This is a genomic window from Micromonospora sp. NPDC048887 (genome assembly GCF_040649715.1).
Lineage (GTDB): Bacteria > Actinomycetota > Actinomycetes > Mycobacteriales > Micromonosporaceae > Micromonospora.
Genome location: NZ_JBEZGA010000006.1, coordinates 157,934 through 176,614, shown reverse-complemented (window position 1 = coordinate 176,614; position 18,681 = coordinate 157,934). Strand labels below are relative to the sequence as shown.

8 protein-coding genes are annotated in these 18,681 nt (G+C 74.6%); 2 read left to right on the top strand and 6 right to left on the bottom strand.

Features of this window, described 5'->3' with window-relative positions; all coding sequences use genetic code 11:
* The first annotated feature begins 3 nt into the window (after window positions 1–3).
* Window positions 4–516: an NUDIX domain-containing protein gene (locus AB0C17_RS12640; RefSeq protein WP_357384031.1), complete on the top strand. Its 513-nt coding sequence runs from the start codon at window positions 4–6 to the stop codon at window positions 514–516.
* 31 nt (window positions 517–547) lie between these two features.
* Window positions 548–1,762 (top strand): hypothetical protein, encoded by a 1,215-nt coding sequence (locus tag AB0C17_RS12635; RefSeq protein ID WP_357470956.1) that lies wholly within the window; start codon window positions 548–550, stop codon window positions 1,760–1,762.
* On the opposite strand, the gene AB0C17_RS12630 is transcribed toward AB0C17_RS12635, so the two are convergent.
* From AB0C17_RS12630 to AB0C17_RS12605, 6 genes are all read right to left on the bottom strand, one after another.
* Window positions 1,708–3,354 (bottom strand): DUF885 domain-containing protein, encoded by a 1,647-nt coding sequence (locus AB0C17_RS12630; RefSeq protein ID WP_357470959.1) that lies wholly within the window; start codon window positions 3,352–3,354, stop codon window positions 1,708–1,710. The genes AB0C17_RS12635 and AB0C17_RS12630 overlap by 55 nt on opposite strands.
* A 95-nt stretch (window positions 3,355–3,449) precedes the next feature.
* Window positions 3,450–8,936, bottom strand: coding sequence for an amino acid adenylation domain-containing protein (locus tag AB0C17_RS12625; protein WP_357478430.1), 5,487 nt, complete (start codon window positions 8,934–8,936; stop codon window positions 3,450–3,452).
* On the bottom strand, window positions 8,936–12,061 hold the full coding sequence (locus tag AB0C17_RS12620) for an amino acid adenylation domain-containing protein (RefSeq protein ID WP_357384023.1): 3,126 nt from the start codon (window positions 12,059–12,061) through the stop codon (window positions 8,936–8,938). Before AB0C17_RS12620 ends, AB0C17_RS12625 begins: the two co-directional genes overlap by 1 nt.
* A complete protein-coding gene (locus tag AB0C17_RS12615; protein ID WP_013285950.1) occupies window positions 12,058–12,246 on the bottom strand; it encodes an MbtH family NRPS accessory protein in 189 nt (62 codons plus the stop codon). Before AB0C17_RS12615 ends, AB0C17_RS12620 begins: the two co-directional genes overlap by 4 nt.
* A gap of 1 nt (window position 12,247) precedes the next feature.
* Window positions 12,248–13,201: a TauD/TfdA family dioxygenase gene (locus AB0C17_RS12610; RefSeq protein ID WP_357384021.1), complete on the bottom strand. Its 954-nt coding sequence runs from the start codon at window positions 13,199–13,201 to the stop codon at window positions 12,248–12,250.
* Between the two features lie 27 nt (window positions 13,202–13,228).
* Complete coding sequence (locus tag AB0C17_RS12605) at window positions 13,229–18,679, bottom strand: SDR family NAD(P)-dependent oxidoreductase (RefSeq protein ID WP_357478425.1); 5,451 nt, start codon at window positions 18,677–18,679, stop codon at window positions 13,229–13,231.
* Window positions 18,680–18,681: the final 2 nt, after the last annotated feature.

Sequence of the window (18,681 nt, the reverse complement as noted above, 5' to 3'; positions counted from 1 at the left end):
ACCGTGGAGTTGCCCGACGATCTGCCGCTGTTCGAGCGCAGCGCGGTACGGCTGGTGGTGCTCGACGCCGCCGACCGTCTGCTGCTGTTCCACACCCGCGACCCGGACCACCCGGACCTCGGCGTGTGGTGGGAGCTACCCGGCGGCGGGCTGGACCCGGGCGAGACGTACCGGGAAACGGCGGTCCGCGAACTCCGCGAGGAGACCGGCATCGCCATCGGCCCGGACGAGGTGGGCGCTCCCACCTGGCGGCGGCGGGCCAGCTTCCGGCACCGGCAGCGCCGGCACCTCCAGGACGAGGTGGTCGTGACGGTACGGCTGCCCGGCCCCGGACCGGACGTGGACGAGGCGCTGCGGCTGGACTACGAGGTGGAGGACTACTTCGGGTTCCGCTGGTGGCCGCTGGCCGAGGTGCTCGCCGAGCGGCCGCGCTGCTATCCCGGGCGGCTGCCCGAACTGCTGCCCGCGTTCCTGGCCGGCGCGGAGATCGACGAACCGTTCGAGCTGTGGTCCTGACACGGGGGGTCCCGGCGGGCACAGTGGAGCGGTGACTCCACTGCGCGCACCCCTGGCCCGTTACGCCGAGCGGCTGCACCGCGCCGCCGGTGACACCCACCACGCCGCCTCGCCGCTGGGCGCCTGGCTGCTGCTGGCGCTGACCGGCCCGGCCGCCACCGGCGACGCCCGCGCGGCGCTGGCCGAGGCACTGGGCGTCGACCCGGACGACGCCGCCGCCGAGGCCCGGGCGCTGCTCGCCGCGCCGCACCCGATGGTCGCCGCGGCCACCGCGCTGTGGGAACTCGCCCCGGCGGCGGAGCTGGACGCCTGGCGGGCCGCCCTGCCGGAGAACACCGAACGTGGTGCGCTGCCCGACCAGGCGGCGCTGGACGCCTGGGCGCGGGAGCGTACCGGCGGGCTGATCGACCGCTTCCCGGTCGACCTCGCCCCGGACACGCTGCTGATCCTGGCCAGTGCCCTGGCCACCCGGGTGTCGTGGGCCGACCCGTTCGACACCGCCCCGGGCACGGAACTGGGCGCGGGCAGCGCCTGGTCCGGGCGGCTGAGCCGGGTGCTGCGTACGCCGCCGTCCGGGCACCGCTGCTGGGTGGCGGCCACCGACCGGGCCGGTGACGTGGCGGTGCACGCGGTGCCGGCGCAAACCGGCGACGACGGCGCCGGCATGCTCGTGGTCTCGGTGGCCGCCGCACCCGAGGTGCCCGCCGCCGACGTGCTGGCCGCCGCGCAGGAACTGGCGAGCGCCGCCGCGCTCATCCCGGACTCCACGCCGGACCGCCGGCCGCTGTTCGACCTGCCGCTTGGCGAGACGCCGCTGTGGACGGTGCGGGAGAAGCCGATCCGCACGTTCGCGGCGGACGGCCGGGAGGAACGCGCCACGGCGGTGCTGCCCTGCTGGTCGGCGCGGAGCCGGCACGATCTGACCGCGCCCGGGTTCGGCTTCGACGCGGCGGCCCGGGCGCTCGGCGAGCTGCTGGGCCTGGCCGCGCCGGGTTTCGACGCCGCGCAGTCCGCAGTGGCCCGGTTCGGCCGCTACGGCTTCGAGGCCGCCGCGGTGACCGCGTTCGGCATGGTGGCCGGCATGCCGCCGGAGGGTGTCGCCCGCGTCGCCGAGCTGCGGTTCGGTCACCCGTACGCGGTGGTGGCGGTGACCACCGACCCGGCCGGCGGGCCGTGGGACGGCCTGCCCGTCTACTCCGCGTGGGTGGCCGACCCGGAGGAGCTGCCCGCCGACGACGCCGGATAGACGGCGAGCGCGCTCGCGAGCTGGTCCAGTCCCAGCGAACCGAGTTCCAGCGCCCGGTTGTGGAACGCGCGCCGGTCGCCCGGGAAGGCCGCGCGGCCGTCGCGCCACACCCGCTCCCCCACCTTGTAGGTCAGCGCCTGCCCGGGCCGGCCCAGGTACCGGGCCAGTTCCAGTGGTGCGTAGGGCCCCTGGTGGCAGCGGTCGCGCAGCAGGTCCAGCGCGGCGTCCGGCGTCCACGGCGTGCTGCCGGACGGCATCGGCAGGCGCAGGTGCAGGCCGATGTCGAGCACCACCCGGGCCGCCCGCAGCAGTTGCATGAACAGGTGGCCCAGCCGGGTGCCCGGCTGCTCGTAGAATCCGAGTTCGTCCATGAGCCGCTCGGCGTACAGGGCCCAGCCCTCCTGGGCGCCGGAGAGCCCGCCGAGCAGGTTCAGCCGCTGCCCGGGGCCACCCCGGCACGCCTCCGAGCCGAGGTGCAGGTGGTGGCCGGGGACGCCCTCGTGGTACGCGGTGCTGTACGCCCACCAGGTCGAGAAGCGCTCCTGCCCGTCGGGCAGCAGCCACGAGACCCGGCCCGGCCGGGTCAGGTCCCGCGACGGCCCGATGTAGGCGGTGCCGCCGGACGTGGTGACCCGTGACTCGATGCGCCGCAGCGGCGCGGGGATGTCGAAGTGGACGCCGTGCAGCCGCTCGGTGGTGGCCTCCAGCAGCTCCTGGAGCCAGGCGGCGAACTCGTCCCGGCTGCGCAGGACGCCCGGCGCGTCGGGGCGGTCGAGCCGTTCCCGCACCTCGGGCACGGTGCCGCCCAGGGCCTTCGCCTCCGCGACGATGTCCGCCTCGATCGCGGTGAACTCGTCCCAGCCCCACGCGTACAGCTCGCGCAGGTCCGGTTCCGCGCCGAGAAAGGCCCGCACCCAGAGGGCGTACCGCGCCGGGCCGAACGCCTCGTCGTCGTGCGCCCGGGGCGCCAGGTCCGCGGCGAGCGTCGCGGCGAATCTCCGGTACGCCTCCCGCGCGTCCTGCGCCGCCGCCTGCAACGAGGCGCACTGCGGGCCGTCGCCGTACCGCTTCACCAGGGCGATGTCGTCGTCGAGCCAGGCGCGGCAGCGCCGCGTCACCAGTTCCACCTGACGCCGCGCCGGCAGGTGGCCGCGCGCGGCGGCGAGCAGGAGGCTCTGGCCGTACCCGTCGAGTGCGGCCGGGATCGCGGCCTGGCGCGCGCCGACGCGGGCCCATCCGTCCTCGTAGGCCGTGCCCCCGGCGTCGCGGCCCGGCACCGCGGACTCGACGCACTGGCGGATGAGCTGGAGCGGGCCGGTGGCCGCCACGTGCAGTTCCCGCAGGTCCTCCCAGGCGTCGTGGAAGGCGATCCGGGCGCGCAGCCGTTCGGCGAGGTGGGCGTGCAGCGGGGTCGCGGGCAGCGTCTCGATCCGGCGCAGGGCGCGGGCGGCGAGATCGGCGCGGGCCTGGTGACCGTCCGGGCTGTAGTCGGTGAGCCCGTCGACGTCCTGTTCACCGGCCTCGACCACGGCGGCGCACGGATCGAGGCGCCCCGTCTCCCGCAGCAGCGCATCGATGACGTCGTCGCTCACCACACCGATGCTAGCCCCGGTGATCAAGGAGTTCGTGCCGGCCGGAAGGCCCGGAACGGACACGAACTCCTTGATCAACCAGGTGGGCGGCGGGGTCAGACCGAGGCGAGTTCCTTCTTCTCGGCCTTGGCGGCCAGGCGCTTCTCCCGCTCCTGGGCGCCGATCAGGTCGTCCGGCAGGGAGTCCTCCACCTCCAGGTCGAACCGGCGCAGCAGCCGGATCGCGAACCCGCCGAGCGTGACGAGGATCAGCGCCGCGCCGAAGCAGATGTACGCGAAGCCGATGCCCCGGCCCGGCCCGGTGCCGATCACCGCTCCCACCGAACCGGCCAGCGCCCCGCCCGGGGCGAGCATCGGCTCGAACAGCGCGGTGGCGCCCGGCGCGAGCAGCGCGAACCCGATCGGCAGCGTCGACCAGGAGATGGTCTGGTTGAGGCTGAACACCCGGCCGTGGAAGCGCTGCGGCACCTTCACCTGGACGATCGTCGCGTAGATCGACTGCGCGGTGGTCATCGACATGGCCAGCCAGCAGAAGCCGACGCAGATCATCGCCACCGACGCGTCCAGGCCGATCAGCACGCAGCCGATGGCGGTGCCCAGGTTGCCGATCAGCACACCGATCATGCGGCGCTTGCGCGGACCGCCCCACAGCGACATGAGCACGCCGCCGAGCACCGCGCCGACCGCCTCGGCCAGCGCCACCTGCGCCACCTGCGTCGGGCTGCCGAACGACAGCACCAGCGGCGTGATGAGCACCAGCGCGGGCGCCAGGAAGATGTTGCCCAGCGCGAAGTAGCCGAGCATCAGCCGGAACCCGCGGTGCCGCCAGGAGTAGCGCATGCCGTTGGCGATGGCCACCAGCAGGCGCTCCTTGGGCCGCCAGCCCAGCGCGTCCGGGAAGCGGACCACGGCGAGGGTGAGCACCGCGAACACGTAGCTGGCCACGTCGACCAGCAGGATGCCCTTCAGCTCGATGGTGGCGAGCAGACCGGCCGCGAACGCCGGCATGAGCAGCGTGGCCACACCGGTGGAGAGCTGGGTGATGCCCATGGCGTGCCCGAGGTAGCGCTTGGGCACCAGCTGCGGCACCGCCGACTGGAACGCGATCCGCTGGAACGAACCGGCCACCGAACTCAGCGCCACCAGCATGTAGATGTGCCAGAGCACCAGGTTGTCGGTCCACAGCAGGACGGCAAGCACCAGCTGCACCGAGCCGGCGAAGCAGCTCGCCGTCATCATGATCCGGCGCCGGCTGACCCGGTCGACCAGCGCGCCGGCCACCGGCAGCATGAGCACACCGCAGATCAGCGCGAGCGCCCAGAGCAGGCCGAGGTTCGCCACCGAACCGGTGCGGTTGAACAACCAGATCGGCAGCGCGAACGCGGTCAGCGCGGAACCGGTGCTGGAGATGAGCTGGCCGGTCGTGATGGCCATGAACCGGCCCATGCTCGGCTTGACCGTCTTGGTGGGCTTGCGGTCCTCCCCCACCCGCAGCGTGTCGGCCACCACCCAGCCGGCGTCCTCACCGCGGGCCTCCGGCGTCAGCGCGCCGACGTCCCCGGCGGCCACCGCCGGGTGCACCTGGGTGACGATCTCGGCCAGTTCCTCGGCCCGGTACTTGAGGAAGAAGTGCCCGGCCTGGTCGAGCACGACGAGGCCGAGCGTGTCGCTGAGGAACTGCCACTCGGCGTACCGCTCGCGGTAGTAGTCGGTCACCGGGTCCTCGGAGCCGACCACCGAGATGATCGGCGTACGGAGCTTCGTCGCCTGCTGGTCCAGCAGCCGGGTGAAGTACTCCTCCGAGGCGCGGGAGTCGGCCCGCATGTTGCTGATGATCCGGTCGGCCTGCTCCGGCTCCAGCTCGTCGGTGTCCACACCCATCGACTTGAGCCAGCTCGCCGAGTGCCTGTTGCTGCTGAGCCGCTCCAGGCGGTCGCGCAGCGCCGCGATCACGCCCTTCGGGCGGGCGAACGGGAACATCGCGCCGATGTACACGGCCTCCAGCTCCCGGCCGGCCGCCTCCACCTTGCGGGCCACGTCGGCGAGGATGGCGCTGCCCACGCCGCAGTGGCCGTACAGCGCGATCGGCCCCTCGACCCGCTCCAGGATCTCGTCGGCGACCCGGCTGGTCAGCTCGTCGAACGGCAGCGCGTCCTCGCTGAGACCCACGTCGTGGCCGGGGATCGCCAGCGACCACAGCCCGTACCCGGCCGGCAGCGCGTCGGCCAGCGGCTGGTAGACGATGGCGCTGCCGCCGCCGTACGGGACGCAGACGTACGTCAGCACCCGCTTGCCCGCCGGGATCGGCTTTGTCAGCTCGTAGAGCAGCCGGCGCGGCCCCGCCTGGTCGGCGTCGCCGGAGATGAACGCGGCGAGGTCCCGGATGGTGCGCTGCTGGAACAGGTCCATCACGCCGACCGCCCGGCCGCCCAGCTCCGCCTTGCGGATCCTGGCGACGACCTGGGTGGCGAGCATCGAGTGCCCGCCCAGGTCGAAGAAGTCGTCGTCGATGCCGAGCGTGTCCACGCCCAGCACCTCGGACCAGATCGCGGCCACCGCCCGCTCGGTGTCGTCGCGCGGCTCGACGAGCGCCACCGACGCCTCGCGGGTGACCACCGGCGCCGGTAGCGCCTTGCGGTCCAGCTTGCCGTTCGGGGTCAGCGGCAGCGCGTCGAGCGTGACGAACGCGGCCGGCACCATGTACTCCGGCAGCGTGTCCTTCAGCGCCGCCTTCAGCGCGGCGTGCTCGGCCTCGCCGACCAGGTACGCGGTGAGCCGCTTGTCGCCCGGGCTGTCCTCGCGGACGATCACCGTGGCCTCGGTGACGCCGGGCTGCTCGCGCAGCGCGCTCTCGATCTCGCCCAGCTCGATGCGCAGGCCGCGCAGCTTGACCTGGTGGTCGATGCGGCCCAGGAACTCGATCACCCCGGCGCCGTCCGGGCCGACGACCCAGCGGGCCAGGTCGCCGGTGCGGTAGAGGCGGGCGCCCGGCTCGAAGGAGTTCGGGTCCGGGACGAACTTCTCCGCCGTCAGCGCCGGCCGGCGGTGGTAGCCGCGGGCCAGCCCGACGCCGCCGATGTGCAGCTCACCGGCCACCCCGACCGGGCACTGCGCGCCGGACGGGTCGAGCACGTGCAGCCGCAGGTTGGCGATCGGCGCGCCGATCGGCACGCTCGTCACCTCGGCGAGCCGCCCCGGCTCGCAGGCCCAGGCGGTCACGTCGATGGCCGCCTCGGTCGGGCCGTACAGGTTGTGCAGGCCGCACCAGGGCAGCCGGGCGGTGAAGTCGGCCGCCGAGGCCAGCGGCAGCTCCTCGCCGGAGCAGATCACCCGGCGCAGCGCGGTGGCCGCCTCCACGCCGTCCTCGGCGAGGAAGACGGTCAGCATCGACGGGACGAAGTGGGCGGTGGTGATCCGCTCGGACACCAGCAGGTCACGCAGGTAGCCGGCGTCCTTGTGGCCGCCCGGCTTGGCCAGCACCAGGCGGGCGCCGGTGCGCAGCGGCCAGAAGAACTCCCACACCGACACGTCGAAGCTCGCCGGGGTCTTCTGCAGCACCGCGTCGTCGGCGCCGAGGCCGTACGTCTTCTGCATCCAGTCGAGCCGGTTGACGATGCCCCGGTGCGTGTTCGGCACGCCCTTCGGGCGGCCGGTGGACCCGGAGGTGTAGATGACGTACGCCAGGTTCTCCGGACCGGCGGCGGGCGCCGGGTCGGTCTCGGGCTGACCGGCCCAGACCGTGGCGTCGTCGAGTTCGAGCACCGTGGCGCCGGTGTCCGGCAGCACGTCGCGCAGGTGCGACTGGACCAGCACCACCGGCGCGTCCGCGTCGCCGACCATGAACGCGAGCCGGTCGGCCGGGTACTCCGGATCCAGCGGCAGGTACGCGCCGCCGGCCTTGAGCACGCCGAGCAGGCCGGCGACCAGTTCCACGGAGCGTTCCGCGCAGACCCCGACCAGGGTCTCCGGGCCGACGCCCGCCGCGCGCAGCCGGTGCGCGACGCGGTTGGCCTGCGCGTTCAGCTCGGCGTACGTGCGGCTGTGCCCGTCGATGGTGACCGCTACCGCGTCCGGGGTGACCGCGGCACGCCGCTCGATCGGGCCGTGCAGCGTCTCGTCGCGCGGGAAGTCCGCCGCGGTGTCGTTCCAGGCGGCCAGCAGCTCCCGCTCGGCGGCGGGCAGCAGCGGCAGCCGCGACACCGGGGTGTCGGGCGCGGCGACCACCGCGTCCAGCAGGGCGGTCCACCGCTGCGCCGTCCGCTCCACGGTGGCCCGGTCGAACAGGTCGGTGTTGAAGACCAGCTTGCCCCAGAGCCCGTCGACGGTCTCCACCGCGTGCAACTCGAAGTCGAACCGGGTGGCCCGCAACTCCATCGGGGTCCAGGAGAACGTGACCTCGTCGGTGCGGGACACGCCACGGAAGCGGCCCATCTCGTAGTTCTGCAGCACGAACATCGTCTGGAACACCGGGGAGCGGCTGACGTCACGCGGCAGGCCCAGCTCGTGGACCACCTTGGCGAACGGCACCTCGCCGTGCTCGAACCCGTCGAGCACGGTACGGCGGGTGCGCTCCAGCAGCTCGGCGAACGTCGGGTCGCCGGCCAGGTCGGCGCGCAGCGGCAGCATGTTGATGAACATGCCGACGACGTTCTCCAGCTCCGGCGCGGACCGGCCGGCCACCGACGCGCCGATGGCGAAGTCGTCCTGGCCTGCGTGCCGGGCCAGCAGCACCTGGTACGCGGCGAGCAGCGTCATGAACAGCGTGCCGCCGCTGTCGCGGGTGAGCGCGTTGAGCGCCTCGGTGGCGGCCGGGTCGAGCTGGAACTCGACGAAGTCACCACGGTAGGTCTGGGTGGCCGGGCGGGCCCGGTCCAGCGGCAGCTCCAGCGGGGTGATGCCGGCCAGCCGCTGCTTCCAGTAGTCGACGTGCGCGCGGGCCTGCGGGCCGTCCAGCTCCTGCGCCTCCCAGACGGCGAAGTCGCCGTACTGGATCGGCAGGGCGGGCGGCTCACCGCCCCGGTAGAGCGTGATCAGGTCGCGCAGCAGCACGTCCACCGACCAGCCGTCGCCGACGATGTGGTGCTGGGCGAGGAACAGCACGTGGTCGTCGGCGGCGAGCCGGATCAGCAGGGCCCGCAGCAGCGGCCCGTTCGCCAGGTCGAACGGCTCGGCCGCCGCCGCGTCGACGAGCGCCTGCGCGGCCGCCTCGTCGGGTGCGTCCACCACAGTGAGCGGCACGTCGGCGGTGTCCGCGACGACCACTGTGGGGCGGCCGTCGGCGTCGGCCGGGAAGCGGGTGCGCTGCGACTCGTGCCGCTCGGCGAGCCCGGTCAGCGCGGCGCGCAGCGCGTCCACGTCGAGCGGCCCGCGTACCCGCAGCGGCACCGCGATGTGGTACGCCGCCTCGCCCGGGGCGAGCTGGTCCATGAACCAGACCCGCTCCTGGGCGTACGACAGCGGCACCTCGGCACCGGACGGGCGGGGGGTGATCCGGGCCGCGGGGGCGGTCTGGCGGGCGCGTAGCCGTCGGGCGATCAGCGCCTGCCGGGCCGCCTCGCGGGCCGGATCCTTCAGGTCGGTCATCAGTTGGTTCCCTCTTCCGCCGCGAGCAGCGCGGCGACCTCGGTGTCGGAGAGCCCGTCGAGTTCGGCGGCGATCCGCGCCTCGATCTGGGCGGCCAGGTCCGCCACCACGGGGCTGCTGAACAGCGCCCGCATGGGCAGGTCGACGTCCACCTCCGCGCGGATCCGGGCCATCGCCCGCATGCCGCGCAGCGAGTTGCCGCCGAGGGCGAAGAAGTCGTCCAGGGCGCCGACCTTCTCCACCTGGAGGATGTCGGCGTACACCTCCGAGACCAGGGCCTCGGCCTCGGTGCGGGGCGCGACGAAGCTGTCCTGCGCCGGTTCGGCCGCCGCCGGGGCGGGCAGCGCGGCGCGGTCCAGCTTGCCGTTCGGCGTCAGCGGCAGCGCGTCCAGCCGGACCAGGGCGGCCGGCACCAGGTGCGCGGGCAGCTCGCGGGCCAGTTCGGCGCGGACCGAGTCCTCGTGGGCCGGGCCCACCAGGTAGCCGACGAGCATCGGCTCACCGCCGTCGGTGCGGACCGCCGCGGCGGCGGCGCGCACGTCCGGGTGGGCCAGCAGCGCGGCCTCCACCTCGCCCAGCTCGATCCGCATGCCGCGCACCTTGACCTGGTCGTCGCGGCGGCCCAGGTAGTCGAGTGTGCCGTCGGCGCGCCAGCGGGCCAGGTCGCCGGTGGCGTACATCCGGGCGCCGGGCGGGCCGTACGGGCAGGGCAGGAACCGTTCGGCGGTCAGGCCGGGCCGGTCGTGGTAGCCGCGGGCGAGCTGGGTGCCGGTGACGTACAGCTCCCCCACCACGCCCGGCGGCACCGGCCGCAGCGCGGCGTCGAGCAGCAGCGCCCTGGTGTTCCAGGTGGGCGTGCCGATCGGCACCGGACCGGCCGGGACCGGCTCGCCGGGAGCGATCCGGGCCGCGACGCAGCCCACAGTGGCCTCGGTCGGGCCGTACTCGTTGACGACCGCCACGTCGGGGTGCGCGGCCCGCCAGGTGGCGAGCTGCTCCCCGGTCAGCGCCTCGCCGCCGATCACCAGGTCGGCGGTGGGCGACAGCTCGCCGTCGAGCAGCGGCAGGTGGCTCGGCGTGACCTTGAGGAAGGCCGGCCGGCCACCGGCGCGGGCGGCCGGGTCGTCGATCGCGGCGAGCCGTACCGTGCCGCCGGCGGTGAGCGTGCCGAGCAGGCCGGTGACGGTGAGGTCGAACGACACCGGCGAGTGCAGCAGCGCCACCCCGGCCAGGCCCGGGTAGGTGGCGCGGGCCCAGGCCAGATATGCGGTCACCGCCCGGTGCTCGACCACCACGCCCTTCGGGCGGCCGGTGGAGCCGGAGGTGTAGAGCACGTACGCCGGGTGCTCCGGGCGCAGCGGCGTGACCCGGTCGGCGTCGGTGAGGTCGTCGCCGGGCTGGTCGGAGCCGACCTCGCCGTCGAGCACCAGCGCGTCGCCGGGCACCAGGGCGGCGGTGTCCGGCGCGGTCACCACCAGCGCGGGCGCGGCGTCCGCCAGGAGGTACGCGATCCGGCCGGCCGGGTACGCGGTGTCCACCGGCACGTACGCGGCGCCGGCCTTGAGCACCGCGAGCATCGCCACGACGAGGTCGCAGGAGCGGGGCAGTGCCAGCGCGACCCGGGTCTCCGGGCCGGCGCCGCGCGCCACGAGCAGCCGGGCCAGCCGGTTCGCGGCGGTGTTCAGCTCGCCGTAGCCGAGCGTCACGCCGTCGCAGACCAGCGCCGCCGCGTCCGGGGTGGCGGCGGCCTGCCGCTGCACCTCGTCGACCACAGTGGTGACCGGCACGTCGTGGGCGGTGTCGTTCCAGGCTTCGAGCACCCGGTCCCGCTCGGTGTCGGTGAGCAGCGGCAGCGCGCCGACCGTACGCTCCGGCTCGGCGACGGCGGCGGCGAGCAGCCGCACGTAGCGGCTGACCACGGTCTCGGCCGTGGCCCGGTCGAACAGCTCGGTGCGGTACACCAGGCGGCAGTCGCCGGTGGTGATGTCGAAGGCCAGGTCGTCCTTCGTGGTGCCCAGCTCCACCGGGTCGAGGCCGGAGTCCGGGATCCAGTTCAGCGCGGTCTGGAAGATCGGCTGCACCGACGGGTCACGCTGCGGGTCGACCGCCTCGACGATCTTCTGGAACGGCGTCTGCCCGTGCTCCATCGCGTCGATCAGGCCGTTGCGGACCCGGCCGAGCAGCGCCGCGAACGCCGGGTCGCCGGAGACGTCGCAGCGCAGCGCCACCGGGTTGACGAACATGCCGATCAGCGGCGCCAGCTCCGGGTTGTCCCGGCCCGCGGTGGAGACGCCGACCACCACGTCGGTGTCGCCGGAGATCCGCGACAGCAGCGCCGCGAATCCGGCCAGCAGCACCATGTACGGGGTGGCCTGCGCGCCGGTGGCCAGCGCGCCGACGCGGTCCAGCAGCCCGTCGGGCAGCGTGAAGCGCACCTCGTCACCGGCGAAGCCGAGCTGGGCCGGGCGGGGCCGGTCCAGCGGCAGTCCGGTGACCGCCGGCGCGCCGGCCAGGTGACCGGTCCAGAAGGCGAGCTGCCGGTCCAGCTCCCCGCCGGTGAGCTGCTGGCGCTGCCAGACCGCGAAGTCGGCGTACTGGATGGGCAGCTCGGGCACGGCGGGCTCGGCGCCGGTGCGCGCGGCCTCGCAGAACGCGACCAGCTCGGCGTGGAACAGCACCGCCGAGTGGCTGTCGAAGACGGCGTGGTGCACCACGAACGCCAGTGCCAGCCCTTCGGTCATGCGGATCAGCCGGGCCCGCCACAGCGGTGCCGCGTCCAGCGGGATCGGCGTGCGGGCCATCTCGCCGCGGATGCGCTCGAACTCGGCCCGTTGCTCACCGGCCGGCAGGTGGGTGATGTCGGTGACGGGCAGCGGCGCCGGTTCGTGGGCGCGCACGACCTGCACCAGCGCGCCGTCGTCGGTCCGCAGGTGGGTACGCAGCGCCTCGTGCCGGGCGACGACCCGGTTGACCACGTCACCTGCCGTGCCGGCGTCCACGCCGGCCGGGAACAGCCACGGGAAGGACACGTTGAACACCGGCGAGCCGGCGTCGAGCTGGTTGGCCATCCACACCCGCTCCTGGGCGTAGGAGGCCGGGAAGGTCCACTCCTGGCTCGTGCTCATGAGAGGGCCTCGCGCACCGAGCGGGGACGCATGTCGGTCCAGACCTCGTCGACGTGGGCCAGGCACTCCTCGCGGCTGCCGGCGAAGCCGGTGTCGTGCCAGCCGGCGGGCAGGTCCCGGTCGGCCGACCAGATCGAGTACTGCTCCTCGTCGTTGCGGACGACCAGGAATCGGGGTTCGGCCATGTCAGTTCGCTCCAGCGGTCTCGGGGGTGTACGGCTCGGCCATCGCCACGGCGATCTTGCGGGGACCGGTGAACGGTTCCCGGCCGTGCGCGGCGGTCATGTTGTCCACCACCAGCACGTCGTCGCGCTGGTAGTCGAAGCGGACGGTGGCGGCCCGGTAGGCGGCGCGCAGGTGGTCCATGACGTCGGCGGGGATCTCGCCGCCGTCGCCGTAGTAGGTGTTCGACGGCAGCCCGTCGGCGCCGAACATGGCCAGCAGCCCCTCCTGGTAGTCAGTCGGCAGGGTGCTGAGGTGGAAGAAGGTGGCGTGGTTGAACCAGCGCGGCGTGTCCGACCCGGGCCGGTGGTGCACCACGTCGCGGACCGCGCGGGTACGCAGGCCGTCCTTGCCGACCCACTCCACGGTGATCCCGTTGTCCGCCGCGTACGCCTCGACCTCGGTGCGGCTCTCGGTGTTGAACACCTCCTGCCAGCGGGTGCCGAAGTCGCCGTGGAAGTTGCGCACCAGCATCCACCGACGGCGGACGAACTCCTCGCGCACCGCCGGGTCGATCAGCTCGTACACCCGGCGCACGTCGGCCAGCGGCGTGGCCCCCTGGGTGTCCGGCGGTGTGACGCAGTAGAAGAACAACGTCAGCGGCCAGCGCGCCTGGTACGAGTTCTCGTTGTGCAGGAAGATCTCCTCGTCCGGCGGGTAGTCGGTCGAGGTGTAGACCCGGCCCTTGATGGAGTGCCGGGGCGAGGAGCGCTCGGTGTAGGTCAGCGGCTCGCCGGCGAGCGCGCGGACGGCCTGGTCGAAGCCGTCCACGCCGCCCACGTCGAAGCCGCGGAACAGCAGCCCTCCACTGGCGACGAGGGTGTCCCGCAGCTCGGCACGCCGGGCCGCGATCAGGTCGGTCAGCGCCCGGCCGTCGCTCTCGACGACGACCGGCAGCGTCGCGGTTGTCTCGCTCATGGTGCGGTGTCTCCTTGGTCGGGGGTGTCAGCCGCGGGGCAGCCGCGGGATGGCCGGGATGGCAGCCGGGGCGGCCGGCGCGTCGGCGGGCGCCTCGGCGCGCAGCTCCTCGATCCGGGCGGCCAGGCCGGCCACAGTGGGGGTCTCGAAGAGGCTGCGCATCGGCAGCCGCACGCCTGTCGCCTTGCGCATGGCGGCGATGAGCTGCACGGCGACAAGCGAGTTGCCGCCCAGGGCGAAGAAGTCGTCGTCCACGCCGACGTCGGTGACGCCGAGACCGTCGCGCCACACCTGGGCGATGGTCTTCTCCAGCTCGGTGCCGGGCGCGGCCGAGCCGCCGCCGGTGGCCGCCGCCGTGCCGGCCGGCGCGTCGGTCTCCTCGGCGATGCTGTCGGTGGTGACCCGGGCCGCGCGGCGCCGGATGTCGGCCACGGTGCGGGTGGTGATCACCACCTGGGCGCCGAGACCGGCGGAGAGGCTGCGGCGGAACGCCTCCGCACCGTCGACCGGGCGGATGTCCTCGGTGACCGGGGCCGGGGCGTCACCGCCCGCCGCCGGGGCCTCGGCCAGGTTGCCGGTGACCGCGTTCTGGTCGACCCGGCGCAGCACGAAGTCGCTGACCGCTACCAGCTCCCGCCCGTCCGGGTCGCGCAGCGACAGGTCGGCGGCGACCACCTCGTCGGTGGCTGCGGGCCGGTGCCGCAGGTGACTGTGGAACGTCGCCGGCAGCGCGCCGCGCACCACGATCCGGCCGTACGACAGCGGCAGGTAGGTGCCGGAGCCCTGCCCCCGGCCGAACGCGGTGGCCACGTCCAGCAGCGCCGGGTGCATCCCCCAGGAGGGCAGGTCGCCGAGCGCGGCGGCGGGCGCCTGCACCCTCGCCAGTTCCTCGCCGTCGGCGAGGTGATGCTCGGCCAGCGCCGCCCAGCGCGGCCCGAAGGTGAGCATGCTGGTGCGTCCCCGGCCGAACGAGGCGTCGTCGTCGACCCGCCGCCCGGCCACCGCGGGCACGACGGCCGGCGGGGCCGCCTCGGTGGTCCACCCGGCGCTGCCGCGCACGTGGGTGCGGGCCTGCCCGGCGGCGAGGCTGGCGACCGTGAAGTCGGTGCCGTCCTCGGTCCGGGTCAGCTCCACCCGGTACTGGGCCACCGTGCCGTCCGGCACCGAGAACGGCTCCAGGAACACCACGTCGCGCAGCTCCACCGCGGCGTCCGGCCCCGGCGCGGGCAGCGCGGCCACCACGGCGGCGCGTACCGACTCCAGGTGGGCGGTGCCCGGCACCACCGGCACCCCGCCGATCCGGTGCTCGTCGAGCAGCCAGTGGGTGTCGGCCGAGACCAGGCCGTGCAGCACCGTGCCGTCCGGGCCGGCGACCATCGTGGTGAGCACCGGGTGGGCGACCGCAGTGGTGACGGTGTCGCGCCCGGCGGCCCGGAACGCAGCCGGCGCGGCGGTCTCCACCGCCATGCCGACCTCGGCCCAGCCGCCCCAGTTCTGCGACACCACAGGTGCGCGGAACCCGGTGCCGGAGCGCGCGAAGGCGTCCAGGAAGTTGTTCGCGGCGCAGTAGTCGACCTGGCCGAAGCCGCCGATCACCGCGGTGATCGAGGAGCAGAGCACGACGAAGTCCAGCGGCAGGTCGCCGAAGACCCGGGCCAGCGCGAGGGTGCCGGCCAGCTTCGGGGCCAGCACACGCCGCGCCTCGTCGCGCTCCTTCACCTCGGCCATGCCGCCACCGGGCAGACCGGCGGCGTGCACGATGCCGTCCAGCCCGCCGAAGCGGCGCTCCGCCTCCTCGCGGACCCGGCGCAGGTCGTCCGCGTCGGTCACGTCGGCGGCGAGCGCCAGCACCTCGGCGCCGGCGGCCTCCATCCGGCGGATCGCCGCGATGGCCCGCCCGGCCCGGTCGGCGCCGCCGTGCACAGCCAGGTGCGCGTCCCACTCCTCGCGCCCGGGCAGCCCGGAACGGGCCAGCAGCACCAGCTTGGCGCGGGCCCGGCGGGCGAAGTCCTCGGCGAGGGTGACGCCGATGCCGCCGAGACCGCCGGTGATCAGGTAGCGGCCCTCCTCGCGCAGCACGCCCGGCTCGTCCTCGGCGCCCACTGTGACCTGCTCGTAGCCGGCCAGCCAGCGGCGGTCGCCGCGCAGCGCCACCTCCGGGTGCTCGGCGTCGACCGGGCTGCGCAGCTCGGCCACCAGAGCGGCGACGCCGCGCGCGGACGGGTCGGTGTCGAGCAGCCGCACGGTCAGGCCGGGCAGCTCGGCCGGGAGCACCCGGGCCAGGCCGGCCAGCGTGGCGTGCTCGGGGCGGGTCAGGTCGTCGCCGCGTACGTCGCCGACGCCGGTGGTGACCAGGTCCAGGCGTACGCCCGCCTCGTCGGCCGTCACACCGGCGCCGGCCAGCGCCTGCACCAGGTGCAGCGCGCCGAAGAAGCCGCGCTCCTGCGCCGCCCAGGCGGCCGCCGTGTCGATGCCGGCCGGCTCACCGTCGAGCGCGAACGCGTGCACGATCCGCCGGGGCAGGTCCGCGCCGAGCGCGGCGACCAGTTCCTCGGCGTCGGCGCGGACGCCGGGGCGCAGCCGGAAGCCGTTCGCGGTGACGGTGAACGCCTCACCGGCGCGTACCTCGACCGGGTCGTCGCCGGCGGCGCGCAACGCGGCCACGAGCGCGTCCCCGCGCGGGCCGTCGGCCAGCACCAGGCAGCGGCCCAGCGGCTCGGCGGTGCGGGCCGGGGCGGCCTGCCGCCACACCGGCACCGCGAACCACTCCGGCAGCGGGCGGGGGCCGGTCTCGGCGGGCGCCGCCGCCAGCTCCTGCTCCGGGTCCGGGTCGATCCAGTAGCGGCGCCGCTCGAACGGGTACGTCGGCAGCGGCACCCGCCGCGCGTGCGGGTCGGCCGGGAGGCTCACCGGCACCCCGGCGCACCAGAGCGCGCCGGCCGTGCCGAGCAGCGCGGCCAGATCGCCGGTCTGGTCGCCGGGGCCGGGCAGGCTGCCCAGCGGGGTCAGCGCGCGCTGCGCCTCGCCGGCCTTGGCGACCTGCATCCGGGCCAGGTTGGCCAGCTGCCGCCCGGGGCCGCACTCGACCAGCGCCCAGGTGCCCTCGGCGAGCAGCGTGGCCACGCACGCGCCGAAGCGGACCGGACGGCGCAGGTGCGCGGCCCAGTACGCCGGGTCGGTGGCCTGCGCCTCGGTGATCCAGGTGCCCGTCACGTTCGACACGAACGGCACCGCCGGGGCGCGCAGCGGCACGGTGGCCATCAGCGCGGTGAACTCGTCCAGGATCGGGTCCATCATCGGCGAGTGGAACGCGTGCGAGGTGCGCAGCACCTTCGACTTGTTCTTGCCGCCGAGGCTCGCCGCGAACTCCTCCACCAGCGCCGTCTCGCCGGCCACCACGCAGGTGCCGGGGCCGTTGACCGTGGCCACCGACAGGCCCTCGGGCAGCCTGCCGGTCACCTCCGACTCGTCGAGCGTGACCGCCAGCATCGAACCGGCCGGCAGGGAGTGCATGAGCCGGCCCCGGGCGGCCACCACGCGCAGCGCGTCGGCGAGGTCGAACACCCCGGCCACAGTCGCGGCGACGTACTCGCCGATGGAGTGGCCGATCATCGCGGCCGGGGCCACCCCGGCGGCCCGCCAGGCGGCGGCGAGCGCGTACTCGACAGTGAACAGGGCGGGCTGGGTGTAGCGGGTCTCCGTGAGCTTGTCCGCCGCCTCCGGGTCGCGGCCCAGGATCAGGTCGCGGATGTCCAGGCCCAGTTCCGGGCGGAGCAGGTCGGCGCACTGGTCGACGGCGGCGGCGTACGCGCTGTCCTGCGCGTACAGCTCGGCGCCCATCCCGGCGTACTGCGAGCCCTGGCCGCTGAACAGGAACGCCACCCGGGGCGCGGGGCCCTCGGCGACGCCCCGGTGACCCTTGCTCCGCTCGCGCAGCACGGCGGCGGCGGACGCCGGGTCACCGGCGACGACAGCGGCGCGGTGGGCGTACGCCTGGCGGCCGACCCGCAGCGTGTGCGCCACGTCGGCCAGCGCGACGTCGCCGCCGCTGTCCAGGTGGTCGGCGAGCCGCCGCACGGCGGTGTCCAGCGCGGTCGGGGTCTTCGCCGACACCTGGAGCAGGTGCGCCGGGCGGACCGGCGGCTCCTGCCGGCCGGCGGCCGGGGCCTCCTGGAGCACCACGTGCGCGTTGGTGCCGCCGATGCCGAAGGAGCTGACGCCGGCGCGGCGCGGCCCGCCGTCGGTGTCCCACTTGGTCAGCGTGTTCGCCACGTAGAACGGGGTGTCGGCGAAGTCGATGGCCGGGTTCGGGCTCTCGTAGTTGATGGTCGGCGGGATCAGCCCGTGCTCCATCGCCAGCACCGTCTTGATCACGCTGACGATGCCGGAGGGCTGGCTGAGGTGGCCGATGTTCGACTTCACCGAGCCGATGCCGCACCAGCCGCGCTCGTCGGTGTCCTTCGTGTAGACGGCGGACAGCGCGGCGACCTCGATCGGGTCGCCGAGCGCGGTGCCGGTGCCGTGCGCCTCGACATAGCTGATGCTGCGCGGGTCGACGCCGGCCAGCGCGACGGCCTGGGCGATGGCCTCCATCTGCCCGTCGATGCTGGGGGCGGTGAAGCCGACCTTCCCGGCGCCGTCGTTGTTGATGGCGTTGCCGAGCACCACCGCGCGGATGGTGTCGCCGTCGGCGATCGCGTCGGAGAGCCGCTTGAGCAGCGTCACGCCGACCCCGCTGCCCCACACCGTGCCGTTCGCTCCGGCGTCGAACGGCCGGCACCGCCCGTCCGGCGAGGTGAAGCCGTCCATGCCGAGGTAGCCGACGTGCGGCAGCTCGATGTTGACGCCACCCGCGAGGGCCATGTCGCACTCGCCGTTGCGCAGCGCCTCACAGGCCAGGTGGAACGCCACCAGCGAGGTGGAGCAGGCGGTGTGCACGGTGAGACTGGGGCCGCGCAGATCCAGCCGGTACGACACGTTCGTGGCCACGTAGTTCGGCGAGTTGCCGGTGGCCAGCGAGACCGCGCCGTGCGGGTTCCCGCCGACCCGCTTGTTGCGGTACACGTTGCGGTGCAGGTACGTGTTGCCGCCGGTGCCGGCGTACACGCCCACCGCGCCGTCGTAGCGACCCGGGTCGTAGCCGGCGTCCTGCAGCGCGGTGTAGCAGGTCTCCAGGAACAGCCGGTGCTGCGGGTCGGTGATCTCCGCCTCGCGGGCGGTCATCCCGAACAGCCCGGCGTCGAACTCGTCGTAGCCGTCCACCAGCGGGGCACGGTTGACCCAGCCCGGGTCGTCGACCTCCTGCGGCTGGGCGCCGCGGGCGAGCTGCTCCTCGCGGGTCAGCTCGGTCGTCGACTCCACGCCGTCGACCAGGTTGCGCCAGAACTCGTCGACGTCGGCCGCGCCGGGCAGCCGGGCGGCGAGCCCGACGATCGCGATGGGCTCGACGCCGTCGTCGGCGGGAATGTCGTTCTGCATGG